The following is a 21,053-nucleotide window of genomic DNA, read 5'->3' on the forward strand; positions in this document are numbered from 1 at the left end:
GGTTGGCAAGATGGCCCGAGCGGTCGGCAAGGTGCGGTAACAGGGAGGAAGGCGTCTCGTGAGCAGCAGGCCATCCCGAGGCGCTGCTCGCCTCGCAGCCATACTCGACGCTCTGCCGGACGCGTTGGTCCTGGTCAACGCCAACGGAACCGTCGTCAACGCCAACACCATCGCGCTCGAGGCATTCGAGGCGCCGGGTACGGCTCTCGTGGGGCGTGGGCTGCTCGATCTGCTGCCCGAGTTCGACTCACGGCTGATCCCGGGCTCGATGCGGCGACCCGATCACATGGACCCGCACGGTCGGACCAAGCCGACCCGGATGCTCGCCCGGCGGACCGACGGCTCGTCATTCCCCGTCGAGGTCACGAGCGCGAACCTGGAGAACGGGCAGCAGGCCTACGACGGTTACGGCTACACCGGCGACGAGCTGCTGATGATCGTCGTCCGGGACCTGTCGGGGACCGTGGACACCGAGGCGGAGCTGGCGCGCTCGCAGCGGCAGACCGAGATGATCCTGCGCGCGGCCGCGGAAGGTGTCGTCGGCACCGACACCGACGGGCGGATCGTGCTCGTCAACCCGGCCGCCGCGCAGATACTGGGTTACCGGGCCGGTGAGCTGGGCGGCAAGGAGCTGCACGACCTCGTGCTGCACTCGCGCGGCGACGGCACCCCCTTCCCGTACGACGAGTCGCCGCTCGCCGACACCCTGCGCTCCGGGCGCAAGCACCGGGTGCGCGGGCAGGTGCTGTGGTCCAAGGGAGAGCAAAAAGTCTCCGTCGACCTCACCACCGCCCCCGTGCGCGACGGGGACCAGCTGGTCGGCGCCGTGATGACCTTCACCGACCGGCGGCCGTACGAGGCGCTGGCCGAGGAGAAGGCCACCCAGGAGAAGACACACGCGGCGGAGATCGAGCGGCTCTCCGAGGAGCACGCCTCCGATCTGACCGCGCTGCGCCAGAAGCACGTCACCGAGGTCGAGGAGCTGCGCGAGGCGCACACGGAGGACGCCGCGGCGGCCGAGGAGCGGTACGCGGCGCTCGCCGAGCGTGAGAAGGACCGGTACGAGGCGCTCGCCGGGCGGCACGACCAACTGCTGACCCTGCTCGGGCAGTCGCTGCGCGGGCCGCTGGACGAACTGCGGCGCGAGCTGTCCGCGCTGGCCGCGGACGACGCCGGGCAGCTGTGGCCCGAGGCCAACCAGGTGCTGCACCACCTGTCCGCCGGGTACGCGCGCATCACCACCCTCATCGACAACGTCCTCGGCTACCAGCTGCTGGACGCCGGCACCGAGGACATCACCCGGACGAAGGTGATGCTGGACGCCGTCGTCGCCGCCGGTGTCGACGGTGCGGTGGAGCTGATCGGCCCCGGCCGGGTGCAGTTCGCCGTGCACGCGCCGCCCATCGAGGCCGAGGTCGACCCGCGGCGGCTCGCGACCGCGCTCGCGCACCTCGTGGCGGACGTGGCCGGCGTCGACGCCACCGGCAACGCGCCCGCCTCCACGGGCGGTTACCTGGACAACACGGTCGTGGTCGCCGCCGCCCAGCGCGGCGAGGTCGTCCGCATCGAGGTGCGCGGGCCGTACTCCGGGGGAGACCCGGTGCACGAGCCGATCGTGCGCGGGATCGTGCGGGCCCACGGCGGGGTGCTCCAGACGCACGAGGTGCCGGGCATGAGCGGCAGCGCGTATGTGCTGGAGGTGCCGATCGGCGGGGGCGCCGGGTCCGTGGCCGCCCTGCCGGCGGTGGCCGAGACCGTCGCGGAGGAGAACGGCGAGGCCGACGGGTACACGGTCGGCGGTGGCGGACGGCGGCGGGCCCGGCGGGCCTCCACGGACGCCTTCCTGGAGAGCGGTGACGTGCCCGGCGCGGCCGAGACCGATGAGGCGGACGCGCCCGCGCCGACCGGACGGCGGCGTCGGCGTGCCGCCGCGCCCGCCGAGGAGACGGCCGTCGCCGTGGTCCCGGCCGAGGGCGAGCAGACGGCACCGACACCAACATCGGCATCGGCATCGGCATCGGCATCGGCATCGTCCAGCGGCTCCGGGCGGCGCCGTGGCCGGCCCGCCGAGAACGGCGCCGGTGACGCCGGTGACGGTGCGGGCGTCAGCGAGGGCGCCGTGGTGACCGCGGCGGAGCATGCCGCGGGCGCGGCCGCCGCCGGTACGGGACTCGGCGCCGCCGTGCCGCCGCAGGGCGTGCCCGTCCGCCCCGATGCCGGGGCGCCGGCCCAGGCAGCGCTGCCGGCCGCCCTCCCCGCCGGGAGCGGCACGGGGCAGCAGGCTCCTGGTACCTCGCAGCACACCGCGGAGGACGCCCCGGGCGAGGGCGCGCAGCCGACCGGGCGGCGCCGGCGGGCGCTGGCCGCGGCGGCCGAGCGCGCCGCCGCGCAGGAGGCGGCCGGCCCGCGTCCGGTCTTCGCCCTCCCGCCGGCCGAGGCCGACCGCGCACCGCAGTCCGCCGAGCCGGTGAGCCCTGAGGCCCCGCCGCAGCCGCAACCTCAGACGCAGACGCAGCCGCACGAGGCGGCGCCAGGTGACGTCGGCCGGCACGACGCCGTACCGCTCGACCAGTCCGAGGACCACACCCCGCCGCAACCGCATCCCACCAGCGCGCCGACCGGCCGGCGCCGCCGTGCCGTGGCCCCGCCGGCCCAGGGTGCGCCCACGCCGGAGACCGCGCAGGCCCAGCCCGTTCCCGTTCCCGTTCCCGTTCCCGCCCCCGTGCCGGTGTCGGCTCAGCCGGTCGCTCCGGGGGAGGCGGCGTCCGGTACGCGGCCGGGTGCGCAGACCGCGGCACCGGCCCAGAGCGGCGCCGCGGCCGCGCCCGCCCAGGCGGCCCCGGCGCAGACCCCGACCCCGGCCGGCGGTGCCCCGGCCGCGCAGCCGCTGCCCGCCGAGGACGCCGCGGCGGCCGCCGCCGGTGCCGGACAGGTCCCGGCGCCCGCGGCCGCCGTCCCGCAGCAATGGCCCGGTGCCGACGACACGTCCGGCGCGGGTACCGCCGTGGCCTCCGCGGCGCGGGCCGCGCAGCCGCTGCCCGCCGAGGACGCCTCGGCCGACCCGAACTCCGCGCAGGGGCGGGCGATCAGCGTCCGCACCCTCGGTCAGGGCGTGCCGTTCGCGCGGCAGGCGGCGCAGGTGCAGCAGCCGACGCAGACGCAGACCCCGCCGCCGCACGCGCCCGGCGGTTCCGGCCGCCGGCGCAAGCTGGGCACGCCTCCCGACCCGGCGGCCCGCCCGGAGCCGGGGGCCGAGGCGGCGACCGCACAGCCGGCCGTGGCGCAGCCGTCGCTCGGCGGACAGTCCCGGCCCGCGCCGGGCACCGAGGGCGCCGGACGGTCGTACGCCATAGGCGCCCCGGACGCCGACGCCGCCGAGGGACCCGAGCCGCTCGACGGTCCCGGCGGAGCCGTCGAGGTCGCGGACCCGCCGCGGCCGCAGCCGATGGACGACGAGCTGCCCCCGGAGCCGCTGGACAATCCGCGCCGGCTGCTGGTGTGGCCCGCGCCCGACGTGACGACCCAACAGGCGCTGAGCGACCGCGGCTACCGCCCGGTGATCGTGCACTCCCGCGAGGAGGTCGACGCGCAGATCGCGGCCTTCCCCGCCGCGCTGTTCGTGGACCCGCTGACCGGGCCCATCACGCGCACGGCCCTCCAGGCGCTGCGCCAGGCCGCCGTGGCCGCCGAGGTTCCGGTGCTGGTCACGGCCGGACTCGGGCAGGCGACGCGCGAGGCGGCGTACGGCGCCGATCCCGCCGTGCTGCTGAAGGCGCTCGCGCCGCGCGACAGCGAGCAGCACCCGCCGCGCGTCCTGCTCATCGAGGAGCACGCGGAGATCGCGCTGGCGCTGACCGCGACGCTGGAACGGCGCGGCATGCAGGTGGCGCGCGCCGCGAACGACAACGACGCGGTGACGCTCGCCGGGCAGTTCCGGCCGAACCTCGTGGTGATGGACCTGATGCAGGTGCAGCCGCGGCAGCCCGGAGCCGGGTTCGCCGGGATCATCGACTGGCTGCGGGCGAACAGCCGGCTCAACCGCACCCCGCTGGTCGTCTACACCGCCGCCGTCGACCAGGCCGACCTGCCCCGGCTGGCCTCGGGCGAGACGGTGCTGTTCCTCGCGGAGCGGTCCACGAGCGCGGACGTCCAGAGCCGGATCGTGGACCTGCTGGCGCGGATCGGCACCAACTGACGTAGCACCCCGCACGTCACCGGCCGGACAGGAACCGTTCGTCCCTGCCCAGCCGGCGTATCCCGCCCCGCCGGGTCAGAGGCGGGTGACGTCCAGGGCGCCGTCCGCGTACTGCCTGCGCAGCACCTTCTTGTCGAACTTGCCCACGCTCGTCTTCGGCACCGATTCGACGATCGTCCAGCGCTCGGGGAGCTGCCACCTGGCGATGTGGCCCTCCTCGGCGAGGAACGTGCGCAGGGTCGTGAAGTCGGCGTGCGCGCCCTCCCTGAGGACGACCGTGGCCAGCGGGCGCTCGCCCCACTTCTCGTCGGGTACGGCGACCACGGCGGCCTCGGCGACGTCCGGGTGGGACATCAGCGCGTTCTCCAGCTCCACGGAGGAGATCCACTCGCCGCCGGACTTGATGACGTCCTTGGCGCGGTCGGTGAGGGTGAGGAAGCCGTCGGGGGAGATGGTGCCGACGTCGCCGGTCTTCAGCCAGCCGTCCTCGCTGAACTTGTCGGCGGGGCGCAGCGGTTCGGCGTCCGGGCCGTTGTAGTAGGCGCCGGCGATCCAGTTGCCGCGCACCTCCAGCTCGCCCGCCGATTCCCCGTCCCAGGGCAGGCGCTCGCCGTCGGGGCCGCTGAGCCGGGCCTCGACGCCGGCCGGGAAGCGGCCCTGGGTGAGGCGGTAGGCGAACTCCTCGTCGGTGCCGACCGCATGGGCCGGCGGACGGGCCACCGTGCCGAGCGGAGAGGTCTCCGTCATGCCCCAGGCGTGGCAGACCCGCATGCCGAGCTGGTCGAAGGCCGTCATCAGGGAGGGCGGACAGGCCGCGCCGCCGATGGTGACCTGGGTGAGGGAGGAGACGTCGCGGGGCCGGGCGGTCAGCTCGGCGAGCAGCCCCTGCCAGATGGTGGGCACGGCGGCCGCGTGGGTCGGCCGCTCACGCTCGACCATCTCGGCGAGCGGAGCCGGCTGCAGGAAGCGGTCCGGCATCAGCATGTTGACACCGGTCATGAAGGTGGCGTGCGGCAGACCCCAGGCGTTGACGTGGAACTGGGGAACCACCACCAGGGAGGTGTCCTGGTCGGTCAGGCCCATGGACTGGGTCATGTTGACCTGCATGGAGTGCAGGTAGATCGAACGGTGGCTGTAGACCACGCCCTTGGGGTCGCCGGTCGTGCCGGAGGTGTAGCACATGGCGGCGGCCCGGCGCTCGTCCAGCTCGGGCCAGTCGAACGTGGTCGGCCGGTCCGCGATCAGTTCCTCGTACTCGTGCACCCGCGCACCGGCGGCGGCGAGCGGGGAGCGGTCGCCCGGGCCGGAGACCACGATGTGCTCGACGGTCGGCAGCTGGGACAGCAGCGGCGCGAGCAGCGGGATCAGCGAGCCGTTGACGATGACGACCTTGTCGGCCGCGTGGTGGACGATCCACACGAGCTGCTCGGCGGGCAGCCGCAGATTGAGCGTGTGCAGCACGGCGCCCATGGACGGGACCGCGAAGTACGCCTCGACGTGCTCGGCGTTGTTCCACATCAGGGTCGCGACCCGGTCGTCGTCCCGGACGCCCAGCTCGTCCCGCAGGGCGTTCGCCAGCTGTACGGCGCGCGCGCCCGCCTCGGCGAAGGTGCGGCGCTGCGGCTCGCCCTCCCCGGTCCAGGTGGTGATCCGGGACTGCCCGTGGATCTTCATTCCGTGTTCGAGGATCCGAGTCACGGTCAGCGGTACGTCCTGCATGGTGCTCAGCACGGCGGTCCTCCCGGGGCGGCGTTGCCCTGCGCGGCAGTAGGGGTAGGGCAGATTCTGCTCACATACCGCGCGGTATGTCACTAGGGAGTACGTCACCACGAGAACGGGAACTCGACGCCGACGGGGTGCGGGTGGGGTGCCGGCTAGCGGATGAGGCCCAGCTCGGTGTTCTCGCGCAGCTTGCCGAGCGCACGGGACACCGCCGACTTCACCGTGCCCACCGACACGCCGAGCACCTCGGCGGTCTGGGCCTCGCTGAGGTCCTCGTAGTACCGCAGGACGACCATCGCCCGCTGTCGCGCCGGCAGTTTCGTGATCGCCCGCCACATGGCGTCGCGCAGCGCCTGCCGCTCGGCCGGGTCGTCGTCACCGGGCACCGGCTCCGGCTCGGGCAGCTCGTCGCAGCAGAATTCGTCCACCCTGCGCTTGCGCCACTGCGAGGTCCGGGTGTTCAGCAGCGCACGGCGCACATAGCCGTCCAGCGCCCGCTGGTCCTCGATCCGGTCCCAGGCCACGTACGTCTTGGCGAGCGCGGTCTGCAGCAGATCCTCGGCATCGCTCGGGTTCGCGGTCAGCGAGCGTGCGGTGCGCAGCAGGACCGGCTGGCGGGCCCGGACGTACGAGGCGAACGACGGGTACGTGGGGGCAGCGCCGCCCTGGCGCACTCGGGCGTGGGGGAGGGTCTGTCCCGCTGGTGCGGCGGCAGCCGAGGCGCTGGTGCAGACGGGTGTGGTCATGGCTCCACGCTAGGAGTGGGAGCCGCTCCGGCGGATCGCCCGCAGGTCCCGAAGCGTCGTCCCCCTCAGGTTGTAGGGGTGGGGCGTACTCCACCTCCTGAAGGTGGAGTACGGGTCCACCCGATCTGCGGGTTCGACCCTGAGGCGCACCCCGAGGCGGGGCGGGGGCGATCGCACGGGTTCGGCGGTCTCCACCCGTGGCCCCCGCCGTGACCTGCGGTAACCGTCCCGTGGTCGGCCGCCAGTACCCCGGCCCAGGCCGCCGCCCCCCCGGCCCGAGTCGCCGACACCCCGGCCCCGGTCGGCGGCACCCCAGCCCGAGTCGTCCGCGCCCCAGCCAGGGCCGTCGGCACCCAGGCCCGCGGTCACCGGTGTCCCTCGGCTCAGCCGTCCGACGTCAGGACCAGCCCCGACGTCGGGACCCCCGTCCCGGCCGTCACCAGGGTGCGGGACGCGCCCGGTATCTGGTTGACCGCTGTGCCGCGCAGCTGGCGCACCGCCTCCGCGATGCCGTTCATGCCGTGCAGATACGCCTCCCCCAGCTGGCCCCCGTGCGTGTTCAGCGGCAGCCGCTCCTCGGCGACGAAGCCGGCCCCCTCCCCTCTGCCGCAGAAGCCGAACTCCTCCAGCTGCATCAGCACGAACGGTGTGAAGTGGTCGTAGAGGATCCCCACGTCGATGTCGGCCGGGCCGAGGCCGGAGGACCGCCACAGCCGGCGGGCCACCACGCCCATCTCCGGCAGGCCGGTCAGCTCGTCCCGGTAGAAGCTCGTCATCTGCTCCTGCGCCCGCCCGGCGCCCTGCGCGGCCGCCGTGACCACGGCCGGGGGATGCCGCAGGTCCCGGGCCCGCTCCACCGAGGTGACGACGACCGCCTGTCCGCCGTCGGTCTCCTGGCAGCAGTCGAGCAGTCGCAGCGGCTCCACGATCCAGCGGGACGCGGCGTGCTCGGCGAGGGTGAGGGGGCGGCCGTGGAAGTACGCCGCCGGGTTGGTCGCCGCGTACTTACGGTCCACCACGGCCACGTGCCCGAACACCTCGGGCGTCAGTCCGTACGCGTACAGATACCGCTGGGCCGCCATCGCCACCCAGGAGGCCGGGGTGAGCAGCCCGAACGGCAGCATCCAGCCGAGCGCCGCCCCCTCCGCCGACGGCTCCCGGTGCTGCACGCCCGCGCCGAATCTGCGGCCCGAGCGCTCGTTGAAGGCGCGGTAGCAGACCACCACCTCCGCCATGCCCGTCGCCACCGCGAGCGCCGCCTGCAGGACCGTCGCGCAGGCCGCGCCGCCGCCGTAGTGGACCCGCGAGAAGAAGGACAGCTCGCCCATCCCGCAGGCCTGGGCCACGGTGATCTCCGGGCTCGTGTCCATCGTGAACGTCACCATCCCGTCCACGTCGGCCGGCGCCAGGCCCGCGTCGTCCAGCGCGGCCCGCACCGCCTCCACCGCCAGCCGCAGCTCACTGCGCCCCGAGTCCTTGGAGAACGCGGTGGCCCCGATCCCGGCGATCGCCGCACGGCCGCCCAGGGTGTCCCGCGTCCGCCCGCTCATGACGCGCCTCCGCCGGGGGACCCGTCTGTGCCGGAAGACGCGGCTGGGCCGGAAGACGCGCCCGCGCCGGGGAGGGTGACCGTCACCGTCCCGGTCACATGCCGGCCGATGCCGTTGGCGCCGACGACCCGCACGGTCGCCGTGGCGCCGTCGTCCTCTTCGACGACCTCCTCGATCCGGCCGGTCAACACCATCGTGTCCCCCGGGTGGTTGGGCGCGCCCAGCCGGATGGCGACCTTGCGGAGCACCGCCGTCGGCCCGAAGTGGTCGGTGATGTATCTGCCGACGAGGCCGTTCGTCGTCAGGATGTTCATGAAGATGTCCGGCGAGCCCTTCTGCCGGGCCAGCTCGGCGTCGTGGTGCACGTCCTGGTAGTCCCGGGACGCGATCGCCCCCGCCACGATCAGCGTCCGCGTGACCGGGATCTCCAGCGGTGGCAGCTCGGCACCCACCCGCGGCTCCGCCGCGACCTCACTCGTCATGTGCGATCAACTCCCCCAGTTCCTGGAGCACTTCGGCCCCGCAGCCCAGATACGCGTCCAGCTGGCGGCCCCACAGGAAGTGCCGGTGCACCGGATGGTCGAGGTCGGCGCCCGCCCGGCCGTGCAGATGCTGGCCCGTGGGACCACCCTCCCCCACTCTCGGCTTCGCTCGAGCGGGGGACCCCCAGCCCCGCCTCGGACGCCCACCAGGCGGCGGTTCAGCGCGTGCGTGGCGTACGGCAGCCCGGCCTCCCGCCGCCAGGCCGTCTCGTAGGCCGTCACCCGGATCGCCTCGGTGTCCATGTGGGCGTCGGCGGCGCGCAGTTGGCCGGCCTGCCGGGTGGCGAGCGGGCGCCCGAACTGCTCCCGGGCGCCGACATGCGCCACGGCCCGCGCCAGCGAGCCCGCGCACACCCCGGCCTGCAGCCCGGCGAAGGCAGTACGCGCGGTGGCGAGGACGTCGGCGTAGGCCTCCGGGCCGCCCACCGGCTCGGCGGGTGCCCGGTCGAGGGTCAGCCTCCCCGCCGACCAGGGCGCCGTCAGCTCGACCGGGGTGACGGCCGTGCCCGGGCCGAGCGGGACCAGCCACAGCCCCCGGCCGGCGTCGGCGACCAGGACATGGGTGGCGTCCCGCAGCCACGGCACCACCGGGACCGTGCCGGTCAGCTCACCGCGCGCCGGGGCCCGCGCACCCTCCCGCGCCGAGGCCCGCGGCGAGATCCGCACCGCGCCCTGCGCGGGAAGCGCCCTGGCCACCACCGCCGAGCCGTCCTCGACCACGGGGAGCAGTGCGCCGCGCTGCTCGTCGCTGCCGTGCGCGGTGAGGGCCAGCAGGCCGTACACACAGCTGGCCGCATACGGCACCTGGGCCGTCGTCCGCCCCTGTTCCTCCAGGAGCAGCACCAGCCCGAGCAGGCCCAGGTCCGTCACCGCGCCGACCAGGCCCGCCGCGCACAGGGCCTTCCACAGCTCCGGGTCGCTGCCGGTCCCGGCCGCCTTCAGCCGGTCGGGGCGGGCGAGGTCGCCGAAGATCCGCGCGGCCAGGTCACGGGCCCCGGCCTGGGCCTCGGTGGGTGTGAAGTCCATGTCAGCCCTCGCCCTCGACGACCCGGAAGACCGGCAGGACCAGCGCGCCCTCGCTGTCCCCGCCTCCCCCGACAGCACCGTCGTCCCCGTCGTCCCCGTCGTCCTCGTAGCGGCGGAACTCCACCCGGACCGGCAGCCCGATGCGCACCTTGTCGTACGGCACCCCGACCACGTTGCTCACCATCCGCACGCCCTCGGCGAGTTGGATCAGGCCGACCGCGTACGGCGGATCGAAGGCCGGGAAGGGCGGGTGGTGCATCACCACGTACGAGTGGACCGTGCCCTCGCCGCTCGCCTCGACCGTGTCCCACTCCGGACAGCCGCAGGCGTTGCAGCCCGGCAGCCAGGGGTGGCGCAGGGTGCCGCAGTCCGCGCAGCGCTGGATCAGCAGCCGGTGGCCGGCCACGCCCTCCCAGAAGCCCGCGTTGTCCCGGTTGACCACCGGGCGGGGGCGCCGGGGGCGTGGAGCGGGCGGTTTCCGGCGCGCGGGGGCGTACTTGAGGATGCGGAAGCGGTGCGTGGCCACCAGCTCGCCGGCGACCCGGACGTCGGTGCGGGTCGTCACGAAGTAGCCCGTGCCCAGCTTCGTCGTCTTCCGCTCCGACACCGCCTCGATCACCGTGTCGAAGGCCACCTCGTCGCCCGGGCGCAGGGGCCGCAGATACTCCTGCTCGCAGTCGGTGGCCACCACGGACGTGCAGCCCGCCGCGTCGAGCAGGCCGACCAGTTCGTCGTAGGCTCCCGTGCGCCCCGCGTGTCCGGACAGGCCGCCCATCGTCCACGCCTGAAGCATGGTGGGCGGGGCGACGGCGTCCGGGCCCGCGTACCCGGGGTTGGTGTCGCCCATCGCCTCGCACCAGTGCCGGATCATCGGCAGGTTCACCGGGTCCTTGCCCACGCCGGCGACCGTGGCCGCCCGCCCTTCGTACCCCGCGAGCCGCGCGCCCGGCTCGTCCGCCTCCGGAACCCCCGCGCTCACCGCTGCTCCCTCCGCGTCCCGGCCGCCCGTGCCGTCCGTGCCATCCCGAGCCGCATCGTCGCGACGATCTCCCGCTGCACCTCGCTCACCCCGCCCCCGAACGTGTTGATCTGTGCCGCCCTGTTCAGCCGCTCCAGCTCGCCGTCCCCGAAGACCCCCGGGGAACCCGCGCGGACCAGTCCCGCCTCGCCCGCGATCTCCTGACACATGCGATACGTCGCGACAGTCGATTCAGTTCCCGCGAATTTCACGCCACTCGCCTCGCCGGGAGCCAGTCGGCCCGCCCCGACGTCCGCCACCAAACGCCAGCTGAGCAGGCGGTTCGCCGCCAGACGGGCATGCGCCTCGGCCGCCCGCAGACGCACCCAGGGCTCGTCGATCCGGCGGCGCAGATTCACCGGATCGGGTGTACGGGCGGCGGTGAGCGCGGCTTCGAGACACTCCTCGGCCTGCATGCCGAGCGCGGCGAGCGCGACCCGTTCGTGGTCGAGCTGGCCGGTGATCAGCGACCAGCCCTCGTGCTCGGTCCCGACCAGGTTCCCGGCGGGGACACGGACGCCGTCGTAGTAGGTGGCCGTGGTCGTCTGCCCGCCCACCGTCTCGATCGGCGCCCAGGAGAACCCGGGAGCGTCGGTCGGGACGAGGAGGATCGAGATGCCGCGGTGCCGGGGCGCCTCGGGGTCGGTGCGGCAGGCGAGCCAGATCCAGTCGGCGTGCTGGGCGCCCGAGGTGTAGATCTTCTGCCCGTCGACGCGCCAGCCGTCGCGCTCCCGCACGGCCCGGGTGCGCAGCGAGGCGAGGTCGGTGCCGGCCGAGGGCTCGGTGTAGCCGATCGCGAAGTCGGCCTCGCCGCTGAGGATCCGGGGCAGGAAGCGGGCCTTCTGCTCCTCGCTGCCGTACCGCATGAGGGTGGGCCCGACGGTGTTGAGCGTGACCATGGAGACCGGGGCGCCGGCCCGGTGGGCCTCGTCGAAGAACACGAACTGCTCGTCCGCGCCCCGGCCCTGGCCGCCGTACTCGACCGGCCAGCCGAGCCCCAGCCAGCCGTCGGCGCCGATGCGGCGCAACAGGGCACGGGGGTCGGCGGGTTCGCCGCGTTCGGGCAGCACGGTGCGGAAATAGGCGCGCAGTTCGGCGCGCAGGCTCTCCTGTCGCTGCGTGGGGGCGAGGTGCACGGCGGGCCTCCCTGCCTCGCGGACCTTCCCGGGAAGTTTTCTGACTGTCCGTCAGATAGGGGGAGGTGTCAAGGTCGCCGACGACGACTCCACGGCCGGGGTCCCGGGCGCCGCGCGGCCCGGGAAAACGCCGACGCGGCGGCACCGAAGTGCCGCCGCGCGACGTGTTACGACCCCGAAGCACACCCCACGAGGGCCCTCACCGGGAGGGACCTCGTCCCGGGCTCACCAGAGGTTGGCGAAGTTGACGGACACGTTCTCCTGCCGGATGGCCGTGAAGGCGGAACCGTTGACCTGAGCGGTGTTGCTCTGGTTCGACGCGCCGTTGCCGACCGCGCTCTGCTGGGTGGTCGAGGAGTTGCCGAAATTGTCGTGGCCGACACCGCTGCCGATGACGCTCGCCACACCGGCGTTCGATCCGTGACCCGCGATGGCGCCGTTGTCTGCGGCGGCGACACCGCTGAACAGGGCGGCGGCGAGCGGGAGAGCAGCGACGGCGGCGACAACGCGGGCGGTACGGATGCTTGCCATCTTGTTCCTCCAGAAAGCGGCCCGAGAGGCCAGAAGTTTATGAACTACAGCTGGTGTCAGGGCAGTTGGCCGACTGCCTCGACTTCGTGGACGACGTCGCGCATCAAGAGTTGCCCACCGAATCCCCGGCGAACCACCCGGGATGCCCTGATTAGCACTCAAGCGTGAGGACAAGTCGATAAACCTCTATCGCCACGATTTGCCTCCTCTCCACCCGGGAGGCGCGCGCTGGACTTTCACACCCCAAGCGACACAAGGGGCGAACCGTTCCGCCGCACGCCCGCCGCGCCCCCGGCTCGCCCCGCACACCGAACGCGCCCCCTTCCCTTTTTCGAACGTACGTACGAACATGGATCCATGGCCACCACCGACCGGCAGGCCACGACCCTGGCCCTCGCACACGCGCTGTCCGCCGCCGAACGCGGCCTGGCCGTCATCCCCCTGTCCCGGACGAAACTCCCGGCCCTGCGCTCCCCCCACCGCGACGACCCCGACCCGGCCGGACCGCGCTGCCACGGCGCGTGCGGCCGCTTCGGCCACGGCGTGTACGACGCCTCGACCGACCCCGCCCGCATCCGCGAACTGTTCGCCGCCGCACCCTGGGCCACCGGCTACGGCATCGCCTGCGGGCTGCCCCCGTACCATCTGATCGGCGTCGACCTGGACACCAAGTGCGGCACGGACTCCTCGGCCGCCCTGCGCGAACTGGCCCTGCGGCATCTGTTCACGATTCCGGAGACGGTCGTCGTCCGGACCCCGAGCGGCGGCCGCCATCTGTGGCTCACCGGCCCGCCGGACGCCGTCGTACCGAACTCGGCCGGCCGTCTCGCCCCCGGCATCGACATCAGGGGCGCCGGCGGCTACCTCGTGGGCCCCGGCTCACGCACCGACCACGGCGTCTACACCGCCGCGCCGGGCACCGCACACCTGGCCCCCGCCCCCTGCCCGCCGTCCCTCCTGCGCCTGCTCCTGCCCCCGCCGCGCACCCCGCACCCGGCCCCGGCCGTCCCCGGCGACCACGGCCGCGGCCTGGTCCAGTTCGTCCTCTCCGCCCACGAGGGCCAGCGCAACACCCGCCTGTTCTGGGCGGCCTGCCGCGCCTACGAGAACGGCCTCGGTCCCGCCCTCGCGGACGCCCTGACCGAGGCGGCCCGTAGCACCGGCCTGACCGAGCGCGAGGCCCGTGCGACGATCGCCTCGGCAGCCCGGATGACGGGACACCGGCCGTGAACCGAGCAAGGAAAAGGGGCGCCCCGAACCGGGACACCCCTTCTGACCAGCACATCCACTACCTGTGCGGAGGCGGTGGGATTTGAACCCACGGTGACATCGCTGCCACGACGGTTTTCAAGACCGTTCCCTTCGGCCGCTCGGGCACGCCTCCTCGCGCCGTCCACCTGGGACGGAGCGGGTAACAGCGTACCGGGAGCGGGCGTTCGGCGGGCGCCGTGGTCCGGTACAGGGCCCGGGAGGGCGGTCACGGGCCCCGGGGGGCGTGTCCCGGGGGCAGCGGCCACCGGCACGCACGCGCGTGCGTGCCGGGCCCCGTCCTTCGTGAACGGCGAAGGGGCGCCCCTCCGTGGAGAGGCGCCCCTTACGCGCGCGTGCCGGTGTCGGCGGTGGGTCAGCTGTCGCCCACCCGGGCGCCCAGGGTCAGGTCCACCGTGTGCTGCTGGCCGCCCCGCTTGTAGGTGATCGCCACCTTGTCGCCGGGCTTGTGGGTCCAGATGTCGCCGATCAGGGTCGGGCCGCTGTCGATCACCATGTCGTCCAGCTTGGTGATCACGTCGCCGGGCTTCAGACCCGCCTTGTCGGCGGGGCCGCCCGACTCGACCGCGGCGGAACCGGCCGTGCCCTGGTCGGTGATCTTCGCGCCGTCGCTGGAGTCCTCCAGCGAGACGGACGCGCCGATCTTGGCGTAGACCGGCTTGCCGGTCTTGATCAGCTGCTGCGCGACGTACTTGGCCTGGTTGATCGGGATGGCGAAGCCCAGGCCGATCGAGCCGGACTGCCCGGAGCCGCCGAAGCCGCCGCCGCTGTTGGTCGACTGGATCGCGGAGTTGATGCCGATGACCGCGCCCGAGCCGTCCAGCAGCGGGCCGCCGGAGTTGCCCGGGTTGATCGGCGCGTCGGTCTGCAGGGCGCTCATGTACGACGCCTTGCTGCTGGCGCTTCCGTCGCTGGAGGCCACCGGGCGGTTCTTGGCGCTGATGATGCCGGTCGTCACCGTGTTGGACAGACCGAAGGGGGCGCCGATGGCGATCGTCTCGTCGCCGACGGCCACCTTGTCGGAGTCGCCGAGCGGGAGGGGCTCAAGGTCCGACGGGGGGTTCTTGAGCTTGACCACCGCCACGTCGTAGCCCTGCGCGTGGCCGACGACCTCGGCGTCGTACTTCTTGCCGTTCGGGAACGTCGCGGTCAGCTTGCCCCCGTCCAGCGAGTCCGCCACCACGTGGTTGTTGGTGATGATGTGGCCCTGCCTGTCGAACACGAAGCCCGTGCCGGTGCCGCCGTCGCCGTTGGTGCCCTCGGCCTCGATGGTGACGGTGCTGGGCAGCGACTTGGCGGCCACACTGGCGATCGTGCCGGGCGCGCGCTTGACCTGGGTGGCGCCGCCGCTGTCGGAGGCGGAGACGGTGGTGGAGCCGCTGTCGTCGTGGTTCTTGGCCAGGGTGTAGCCGAGGCCGCCACCCAGACCGCCCGCGACCAGCGCGGCGACCAGGACCGCGGCGATCAGACCGCCGCGCCCGCGCGGCTTCGGGGCGGGCTGCTGGTAGGCCGCGCCCCAGACGGGGACGCCCGGGCCGCCGAAGCCGCCGGCGGCGCCCGCGCCCGCGTCGCCGTAGGACGGGGTCTCGGGGTGCGGCGGGGCGGCGGGCCGCGGGGGCGGCCAGGCGCCGTCGGGGGCGGGGCCGGAGGGGTGCCCGGCGCCCGCTTCGGCGGCCGGGCCGGCCGGGGCGTCGCCGGGGACCGGCGGGAGGGGAGTGGTCGGCGCGTTCCCGTCGGGCTCGGGGCTCTGCGGGGAAGCCGCGGAAGAGGCCACCGGCACGGGAGGTGCGGACGGGGCCGGGGGTACCTCGTTGCCCTCGTTCTCGGTGCTCACAGCTCTTCTCCTCGATCCACGGCTGTTGTTGTCGGTCGCACTCGGTCACGCTCGGCAGCTCTGCGTGGTGCTGTGGTCAGTCTTCGCTGTTCCGTTTGTATGGAGACAGCTTTTCCCACGGGCCGTCAGAGCACCATAAGCGGTGGCTGTGGGTCCAGGGCCAGTCTTTATATAAGGTTTTTCCGACAAAAGTTACATAACTTGTCATCAGGGATGCCCACGCCACCCCGAGCACCCCCCGACGGTGGCACGATGACGCGGTGACCCACGCACCACAGCGCTCCGTCCAGGTCGTCGCCCACCGGGGCGCCTCCGAGGACGCGCCCGAACACACCCTGGCCGCCTACAAGAAGGCCATCGAGGACGGCGCCGACGCCCTCGAGTGCGACGTACGGCTGACCGCCGACGGCCACCTGGTCTGCGTCCACGACCGCCGGGTGAACCGTACCTCCGACGGCCGCGGCGCCGTCTCCGCCCTGGAACTGGCCGATCTCGCCACCCTCGACTTCGGCTCCCGCAAGACCCGCGAGGCCTGGCGCGGCCGGACCTCCGACACCGAGGAGCCCGACTGGGAGCACCGCCCGGAGGACCGCGCGGAGACGTCCGTACTCACCCTGGAGCGGCTGCTGGAACTGGTCGCGGACGTCGGGCGGCGGGTTGAACTGGCCATCGAGACCAAGCACCCCACGCGCTGGGCCGGGCAGGTCGAGGAACGGCTGCTGACGCTGCTGAAGCGGTTCGGACTGGACGCGCCGGCCTCCGCCGCCGAGTCCCCGGTGCGGATCATGAGCTTCTCCGCACGCTCGCTCCATCGCGTGCGTGCCGCCGCCCCGACCCTGCCGACGGTCTACCTCGTGCAGTTCCTCACACCGCGACTGCGCGACGGCAGGCTGCCCGCGGGCGTGGGGATCGCGGGCCCCTCGATCCGTATCGTGCGCAACCACCCCGCGTACGTGGAACGACTGAAACGAGCCGGGCATCAAGTGCACGTCTGGACCGTGAACGAACCCGAGGACGTCGATCTCTGCGTGGAGCTCGGCATCGACGCGATCATCACCAACCGCCCGCGCGCGGTGCTGCGACAGCTGAACCGCGGGTGACTCCGGACACTTTCGTCACAGGGGGTGCACCGGCGCATCCGCTCCGTGCATGAGCGTTACGAATGCGTCACCGGAAGGGGATTGGCCGGTTTCCCCTACAGGTCCAGGGGGCATCCACACCGTGGCGTGGGGCGAAGGAGGTCTCGGGGGTGGCGTTGGTGGTGGCACAGGAGGTGCCCACGTCGTCGAGCATGGCCGTACCCCATGGCCCTGCGGGCGTGGGGAAGGCAAGGCACCGGATGCGCGCGCAGCTGCGCAGCGGTGGCGTGTCGGAGACGGTCATCGACGACGCCGTACTGATCCTTTCGGAACTGCTCAGCAATGCCTGCAGACACGGGCGGCCCCTCGGTGACGCACCGGCCGGTGACGGCGACGTGCGTGCCGCGTGGCGCGTCGACCCGCGCGGGCGGCTCACCGTCGAGGTGACGGACGGCGGCGGTCCGACCCGCCCGGCGCCGGCCACGCCGTCGGTGACGGCGCACGGCGGCCGCGGGCTCAACATCATCACGGCCCTCGCCGACGACTGGGGCGTGCGGGACGACATCCGGGGCGAGGTGACGGTCTGGGTGGTGGTCCACGAGGACGTCCACGATCCCGATGCCGGGTGCCGGCACGGCGGTTTCGCTACGCGCGTCACGGCCCCCGTGCTCACCGGCATGGACATGGAGATGGCCGGCCTGGACCTCGCGGACGCCTTCGACGATCTGGACTGAGCTCCGGACCGCCGGGATCCGGCCCGTCAGGTCCCTTTGGCCCTCCGCAGGTTCACACCACCGGCGTCGAGCGCGCGTGCGTTGTCCACAGGTTCCCGTCGGTGATGGCCGAAGCGGCTAGGCTCGCGCCCGTACGAGAAGAGCCGTAACCGGGAGACACCCACGATGGCCAAGAAGCAACCTCAGACGAAGGCCAAGCCACAGATCACGGACGGAGAGATCCCGGTTGTCGGCGCCCGCGAGCCCTGCCCCTGCGGCAGCGGCCGGCGCTACAAGGCGTGCCACGGCCGGGCCGCCGCACACGCGGTGACCGAGCTGGTGCACCGCCCCTTCGAGGGCCTCGCGGGCGAGGGCGACTGGGTCGCGCTGCGCGAGCTGGTCCCGGCCGCGACGGTCGAGCTGACCCTCAAGGACGGCCTGCCCGAGGGCGTTCCGTCGGTCACGCTCGCCACGGTGCTGCCGATGGCCTGGCCGGCGCTGCGCCGCGACGACGGCTCGATCCTGCTCGGCCTGCAGAACGACACGGCGTCCGGCGACATCAGCCGCGACCTCGCCGACACGCTCCTGCGGGCGCTCGAAGCACAGCCGGGCACGCCCGTGCAGGGCCGCCGCGCCCCCGCCGAGAGCCCCCGGCTCCAGGACCTGCTCGTCGCCGACGCCTCGTTCGAGCCGGTCGTGCACAGCGGCTTCGAGTTCTGGGTGCCGGACGCGGAGAACGCCGCTCCTGACGTGGCCGCCTCCCTGGAGCGGGCCAACGCCGCCGCGATCCCGACGGCGAAGCTGTCCGGCGTGGACGCGGCGTACTGGTGCGAGACGCCGGAGAAGAACCATCTGCGGTGGGTGATGCCGCACCCCGAGGAGCAGCTTCTGGACGCTCTCGCGCGGCTGCACGCCGCGGGCCGCTCCAGCCTGGGCGAGGGTACCCGGCTCGTGGGCTCCTTCCGTGCTCACGGGCTCACGGTGCCGGTCTGGGACCTGCCGAGCGGGATGTCGGCCGAGGACGTGGAGAAGCCGGCCGCCGAGTTCGCCGAGCGGCTCGCCGCGGCCCTCGCCACCTCCGAACCGCTCACGCCGGACGAGCGCCGGGCCCGCGGCGGTCTGACCAACCGGCAGGTCACGCTCAGCTGAGGTCCCCCTCACGGTCGTCACGGCTGACCGGTCGGTCAGCCGTGACGATGGTCTCCGGTACGGGTGACTCCTGTCACAACTCACCGTCCCAGCAGGGAAATCGGTGGCCGAATGCCCTAGTCGGAATTTGCGAACGGGCGATCTCTTGTTACCGTTCCCGTATCCCGGTTGCTGGTGCATCCCCCGTCGCCAGCAACCGGGTCTTTCCATGCCCGCGTGATCCCGGCCGCTCCGTCCCCATGCGGTGGACGTTCCACAGCCGGGCGTCAACTCCCCTTCGGCCCCCCGGAGTCGACAGCGGCGTCGCCCGTGGATCCGTCCCCGGAGTTCACCGGATCACTGCCCGAGCGCAGCAGCAGGCCGCTGTCGGCCCCGTGCTTCGCGAACTCGGTGACGGCCGTGTAGGCGTCCGCCCCGCCCCGGCTGGGCTCACGGGGTGTCTCGCAGGTGGCGGGCTCGTCGTCGGCGCCGGTGACGCAGCGCATCTCGAGACTGTGGCCGCCCGGGCCCATCAGGCTCAGCACGGAGTCGAGCGGCTTGCCGGTGGCGTTGCGGTAGTAGGTGCGCGCCCAGGTCTCCGCTCCCTGGGTCAGCACGCAGGTCTGTGCCTCGACGCCGTCGGGGGAGGTGAGCGCGGGGCCGCAGCGGGCGGCGGTGGCGAGACCGAGCCCGAGCAGCCGGGGAGAGACATCGGGCGAGGGGACCTTGGCGTCCCCGCCCCCTCCTCCGTGCCCGGCCCCGTCCGCACGCCCGTCACCGGTCAGTCGTAGGGCGTCGTCCTGTCCCGACACCGCCGGGTGTGCGGCGTCGTGCGGCTCGTCGGCCGCCGCGTGGTGGGCCTTCTCGCCCACCTGCCCGGCGGACGCCACGGCCAGCGGCAGCGCGACGGCGGCCGTCACGACGCCCATGAGGGCGAGCAGGCGGAAGGTGTGCGGGTCGGGCCGGCCGCGCTGTGGCGGGCGGCGTCGGTGTTCCCCGGACGGTCGGTTTCCCCCGGAAGGTCGGTTTCCCCCGGAAATTGGCAGCATGTGCGGAAGATAACGATCGAGCGCGGCCCGTCCGACGCACCCGCGCCGACAGCCCTACAACTCGGGCGCGCTCACACCCGTACGAGTGAGGGCGTCGACCACGGCGTCGACGACCGCCTCCACATCGGGCACCCAGGGCGCGGCCGAGCCGGGCAGCGGAGCGCGCTCCCAGCGGACGGCACCCTCGCCGGTCTCGGACGGGGGCAGGGCGAGGTATCCGCCCTCGCCGTGGAAACGCAGGGAGCCGGGGACGAAGTCCTTCGCGTAGAGCAGCTCGCCCAGTTGCTCCATGGAGTACGGCTTGACCAGCAGCGCCCAGCGGGTGGGCGAGGCGATCACCGGGCCGAGGCGCATGCCCCGGCGGTCGAGCAGGGCGAGCGCGTGCGCGGCGGCGAGCGCCGGCAGGCTCACGGCGCAGGGAGCCCTGCCCCCGGTCGCGAGGACGATCGGCGCGCTCGGCCGGTTGGTCCACCACCAGCGCACCATGCGCGCGTCGGTGGTGGCCGCGAGCAGGCCGGGGTCGAAGGGGTGCGCTCCGGGCACCGCGCACTCAGGGTCGGGGCAGCCGCAGCGGGCGCGCCCCCGCGGGGCCGGGGCCACACCCGGGAGCACCGGCCACTGCCACTCGGTCGCGAAGGTCAGGGCCGCGTCGATCAGCTCAGGTCCCCCGCCGTTCCGCCTGGACAGGAGCCTGCGTCGCCTTCCGAGGATCTCGCGCATGAGCGCTCGTTCCTTTCCGTTGCACCGCTGGCAACACCGTGGTCCACATCACACCATGTGTCGATCACTTCACTGTGCGTACCTATTGGCGCATCACACCCCCGTGCACGGCAGGGGGGTCCCCAAAGGGTCGAGCATGGGCCGCGTCCGTAGTGCGTCGGTCATAAGCACGGCTGCGGCGTGAGGGGTGGCGAAGTATGGCGTTTTTGCCGTCGCGCGTATTTCTCTCCGCCTCCGCCAGGGAGGATGGGGCTCGGCCGTCGGTGGTTATGACGCCCGGGTCCGTCGCCAGGTTCCGGGTGACCCCCAGCCACCCCTGGCCTTCTCCGAGTACGTACCCATCACGACCGCTGTGACGCTCTGTGGAGCAAGGCCAGTCGACCGCAATGAACCGATACCCGAGGCAGTTTTAAGCCAACTTGGCAGTAAGGCAAGGGGTTCGGGGGAAACCTCGTCCGTCTCATGGACACCAGGAATCCCCGCAGGACAATGCTGGACATCCCCTCACGAGTGCGTGTACATGTGGAGACACTGCTAGCGGCGCAGAATGACATGGGGGTTTGCGATGCTTTTGAGCAATACGCACCGGTCTGGAAGCCGGACACCATGAGTGCCCCGCACCCTCCGAAAGTGGCTGGAATCGATTCAACGGTTCCGACGTCCACACACACTGTCGCGCCCACTCCCCCCGCCCCGGACGCCCCCTCCGCCCCGGACGCCGCACCCGTCCCCGCGCCCGACTCCCCCGCCGCCGATTCCCCCGGCGTCCCCGCCCCCGGCACCCTCCTCCAGGAC

General features: G+C 73.4%; 15 protein-coding genes, 1 tRNA gene and 2 pseudogenes. 6 read left to right on the forward strand and 12 right to left on the reverse strand.

The window, feature by feature from the left end; translation table 11 throughout:
* Positions 1–58 precede the first annotated feature (58 nt).
* Positions 59–4,195, forward strand: coding sequence for a PAS domain-containing protein (locus BIV25_RS39000; RefSeq protein ID WP_079177168.1), 4,137 nt, complete (start codon positions 59–61; stop codon positions 4,193–4,195).
* 75 nt (positions 4,196–4,270) lie between these two features.
* Here the strand turns inward: BIV25_RS39000 and BIV25_RS39005 are convergent, their stop codons facing one another.
* The 8 genes and pseudogenes from BIV25_RS39005 to BIV25_RS39040 form a co-directional block, all read right to left on the reverse strand.
* On the reverse strand, positions 4,271–5,926 hold the full coding sequence (locus BIV25_RS39005; RefSeq protein ID WP_071377290.1) for a long-chain fatty acid--CoA ligase: 1,656 nt from the start codon (positions 5,924–5,926) through the stop codon (positions 4,271–4,273).
* Positions 5,927–6,069: 143 nt separating this feature from the next.
* Positions 6,070–6,663, reverse strand: a complete 594-nt coding sequence (locus BIV25_RS39010; RefSeq protein WP_071377291.1) for a SigE family RNA polymerase sigma factor — start codon at positions 6,661–6,663, stop codon at positions 6,070–6,072.
* A 383-nt stretch (positions 6,664–7,046) separates the two neighbouring features.
* On the reverse strand, positions 7,047–8,213 hold the full coding sequence (locus BIV25_RS39015; RefSeq protein WP_071377292.1) for a lipid-transfer protein: 1,167 nt from the start codon (positions 8,211–8,213) through the stop codon (positions 7,047–7,049).
* Positions 8,210–8,695, reverse strand: a complete 486-nt coding sequence (locus BIV25_RS39020; protein WP_071377293.1) for a MaoC family dehydratase — start codon at positions 8,693–8,695, stop codon at positions 8,210–8,212. Before BIV25_RS39020 ends, BIV25_RS39015 begins: the two co-directional genes overlap by 4 nt.
* Positions 8,685–9,781 (reverse strand): annotated as a pseudogene (locus tag BIV25_RS39025) (acyl-CoA dehydrogenase family protein). Before BIV25_RS39025 ends, BIV25_RS39020 begins: the two are co-directional and overlap by 11 nt.
* Position 9,782: 1 nt before the next feature.
* Positions 9,783–10,760: a bifunctional MaoC family dehydratase N-terminal/OB-fold nucleic acid binding domain-containing protein gene (locus tag BIV25_RS39030; RefSeq protein ID WP_071377294.1), complete on the reverse strand. Its 978-nt coding sequence runs from the start codon at positions 10,758–10,760 to the stop codon at positions 9,783–9,785.
* Positions 10,757–11,935 (reverse strand): acyl-CoA dehydrogenase family protein, encoded by a 1,179-nt coding sequence (locus BIV25_RS39035; RefSeq protein ID WP_071377295.1) that lies wholly within the window; start codon positions 11,933–11,935, stop codon positions 10,757–10,759. The genes BIV25_RS39030 and BIV25_RS39035 overlap by 4 nt, the downstream gene beginning before the upstream one ends.
* A 225-nt stretch (positions 11,936–12,160) precedes the next feature.
* On the reverse strand, positions 12,161–12,466 hold the full coding sequence (locus tag BIV25_RS39040) for a hypothetical protein (protein WP_071377296.1): 306 nt from the start codon (positions 12,464–12,466) through the stop codon (positions 12,161–12,163).
* 357 nt (positions 12,467–12,823) lie between these two features.
* Between BIV25_RS39040 and BIV25_RS39045 the strand changes: the two genes are divergently transcribed.
* A complete protein-coding gene (locus BIV25_RS39045; RefSeq protein ID WP_071377297.1) occupies positions 12,824–13,696 on the forward strand; it encodes a bifunctional DNA primase/polymerase in 873 nt (290 codons plus the stop codon).
* A gap of 67 nt (positions 13,697–13,763) precedes the next feature.
* On the opposite strand, the gene BIV25_RS39050 is transcribed toward BIV25_RS39045, so the two are convergent.
* Together BIV25_RS39050 and BIV25_RS39055 are read right to left on the reverse strand one after the other, a co-directional pair.
* Positions 13,764–13,850, reverse strand: a tRNA-Ser gene (locus BIV25_RS39050).
* A gap of 240 nt (positions 13,851–14,090) precedes the next feature.
* Positions 14,091–15,569, reverse strand: coding sequence for a S1C family serine protease (locus BIV25_RS39055; protein WP_071377298.1), 1,479 nt, complete (start codon positions 15,567–15,569; stop codon positions 14,091–14,093).
* A 260-nt stretch (positions 15,570–15,829) separates the two neighbouring features.
* On the opposite strand from BIV25_RS39055, the gene BIV25_RS39060 reads away from it, so the two are divergent.
* The 3 genes from BIV25_RS39060 to BIV25_RS39070 all read left to right on the forward strand — a co-directional run bounded on the left by BIV25_RS39060 (position 15,830) and on the right by BIV25_RS39070 (position 18,510).
* Positions 15,830–16,669, forward strand: coding sequence for a glycerophosphodiester phosphodiesterase (locus tag BIV25_RS39060; protein ID WP_071377299.1), 840 nt, complete (start codon positions 15,830–15,832; stop codon positions 16,667–16,669).
* A gap of 62 nt (positions 16,670–16,731) precedes the next feature.
* Positions 16,732–17,382 carry an ATP-binding protein gene (locus BIV25_RS39065; RefSeq protein WP_079177169.1) on the forward strand — a complete coding sequence of 217 codons (651 nt, stop codon included), beginning with the start codon at positions 16,732–16,734 and terminating at the stop codon, positions 17,380–17,382.
* 165 nt (positions 17,383–17,547) lie between these two features.
* On the forward strand, positions 17,548–18,510 hold the full coding sequence (locus BIV25_RS39070) for a DUF5926 family protein (protein ID WP_071377301.1): 963 nt from the start codon (positions 17,548–17,550) through the stop codon (positions 18,508–18,510).
* Between the two features lie 266 nt (positions 18,511–18,776).
* Here the strand turns inward: BIV25_RS39070 and BIV25_RS39075 are convergent, their stop codons facing one another.
* Both BIV25_RS39075 and BIV25_RS39080 read right to left on the reverse strand, forming a co-directional pair.
* On the reverse strand, positions 18,777–19,418 hold the full coding sequence (locus BIV25_RS39075) for a hypothetical protein (protein ID WP_071377302.1): 642 nt from the start codon (positions 19,416–19,418) through the stop codon (positions 18,777–18,779).
* Positions 19,419–19,592: 174 nt separating this feature from the next.
* Positions 19,593–20,258, reverse strand: a complete 666-nt coding sequence (locus BIV25_RS39080) for a bifunctional DNA primase/polymerase (RefSeq protein ID WP_071377303.1) — start codon at positions 20,256–20,258, stop codon at positions 19,593–19,595.
* 489 nt (positions 20,259–20,747) lie between these two features.
* On the opposite strand from BIV25_RS39080, the pseudogene BIV25_RS53690 reads away from it, so the two are divergent.
* Positions 20,748–21,053, forward strand: a pseudogene (locus BIV25_RS53690) (phosphatase); the annotation flags it as partial.

The organism is Streptomyces sp. MUSC 14 (genome assembly GCF_001866675.1).
Lineage (GTDB): Bacteria > Actinomycetota > Actinomycetes > Streptomycetales > Streptomycetaceae > Streptomyces.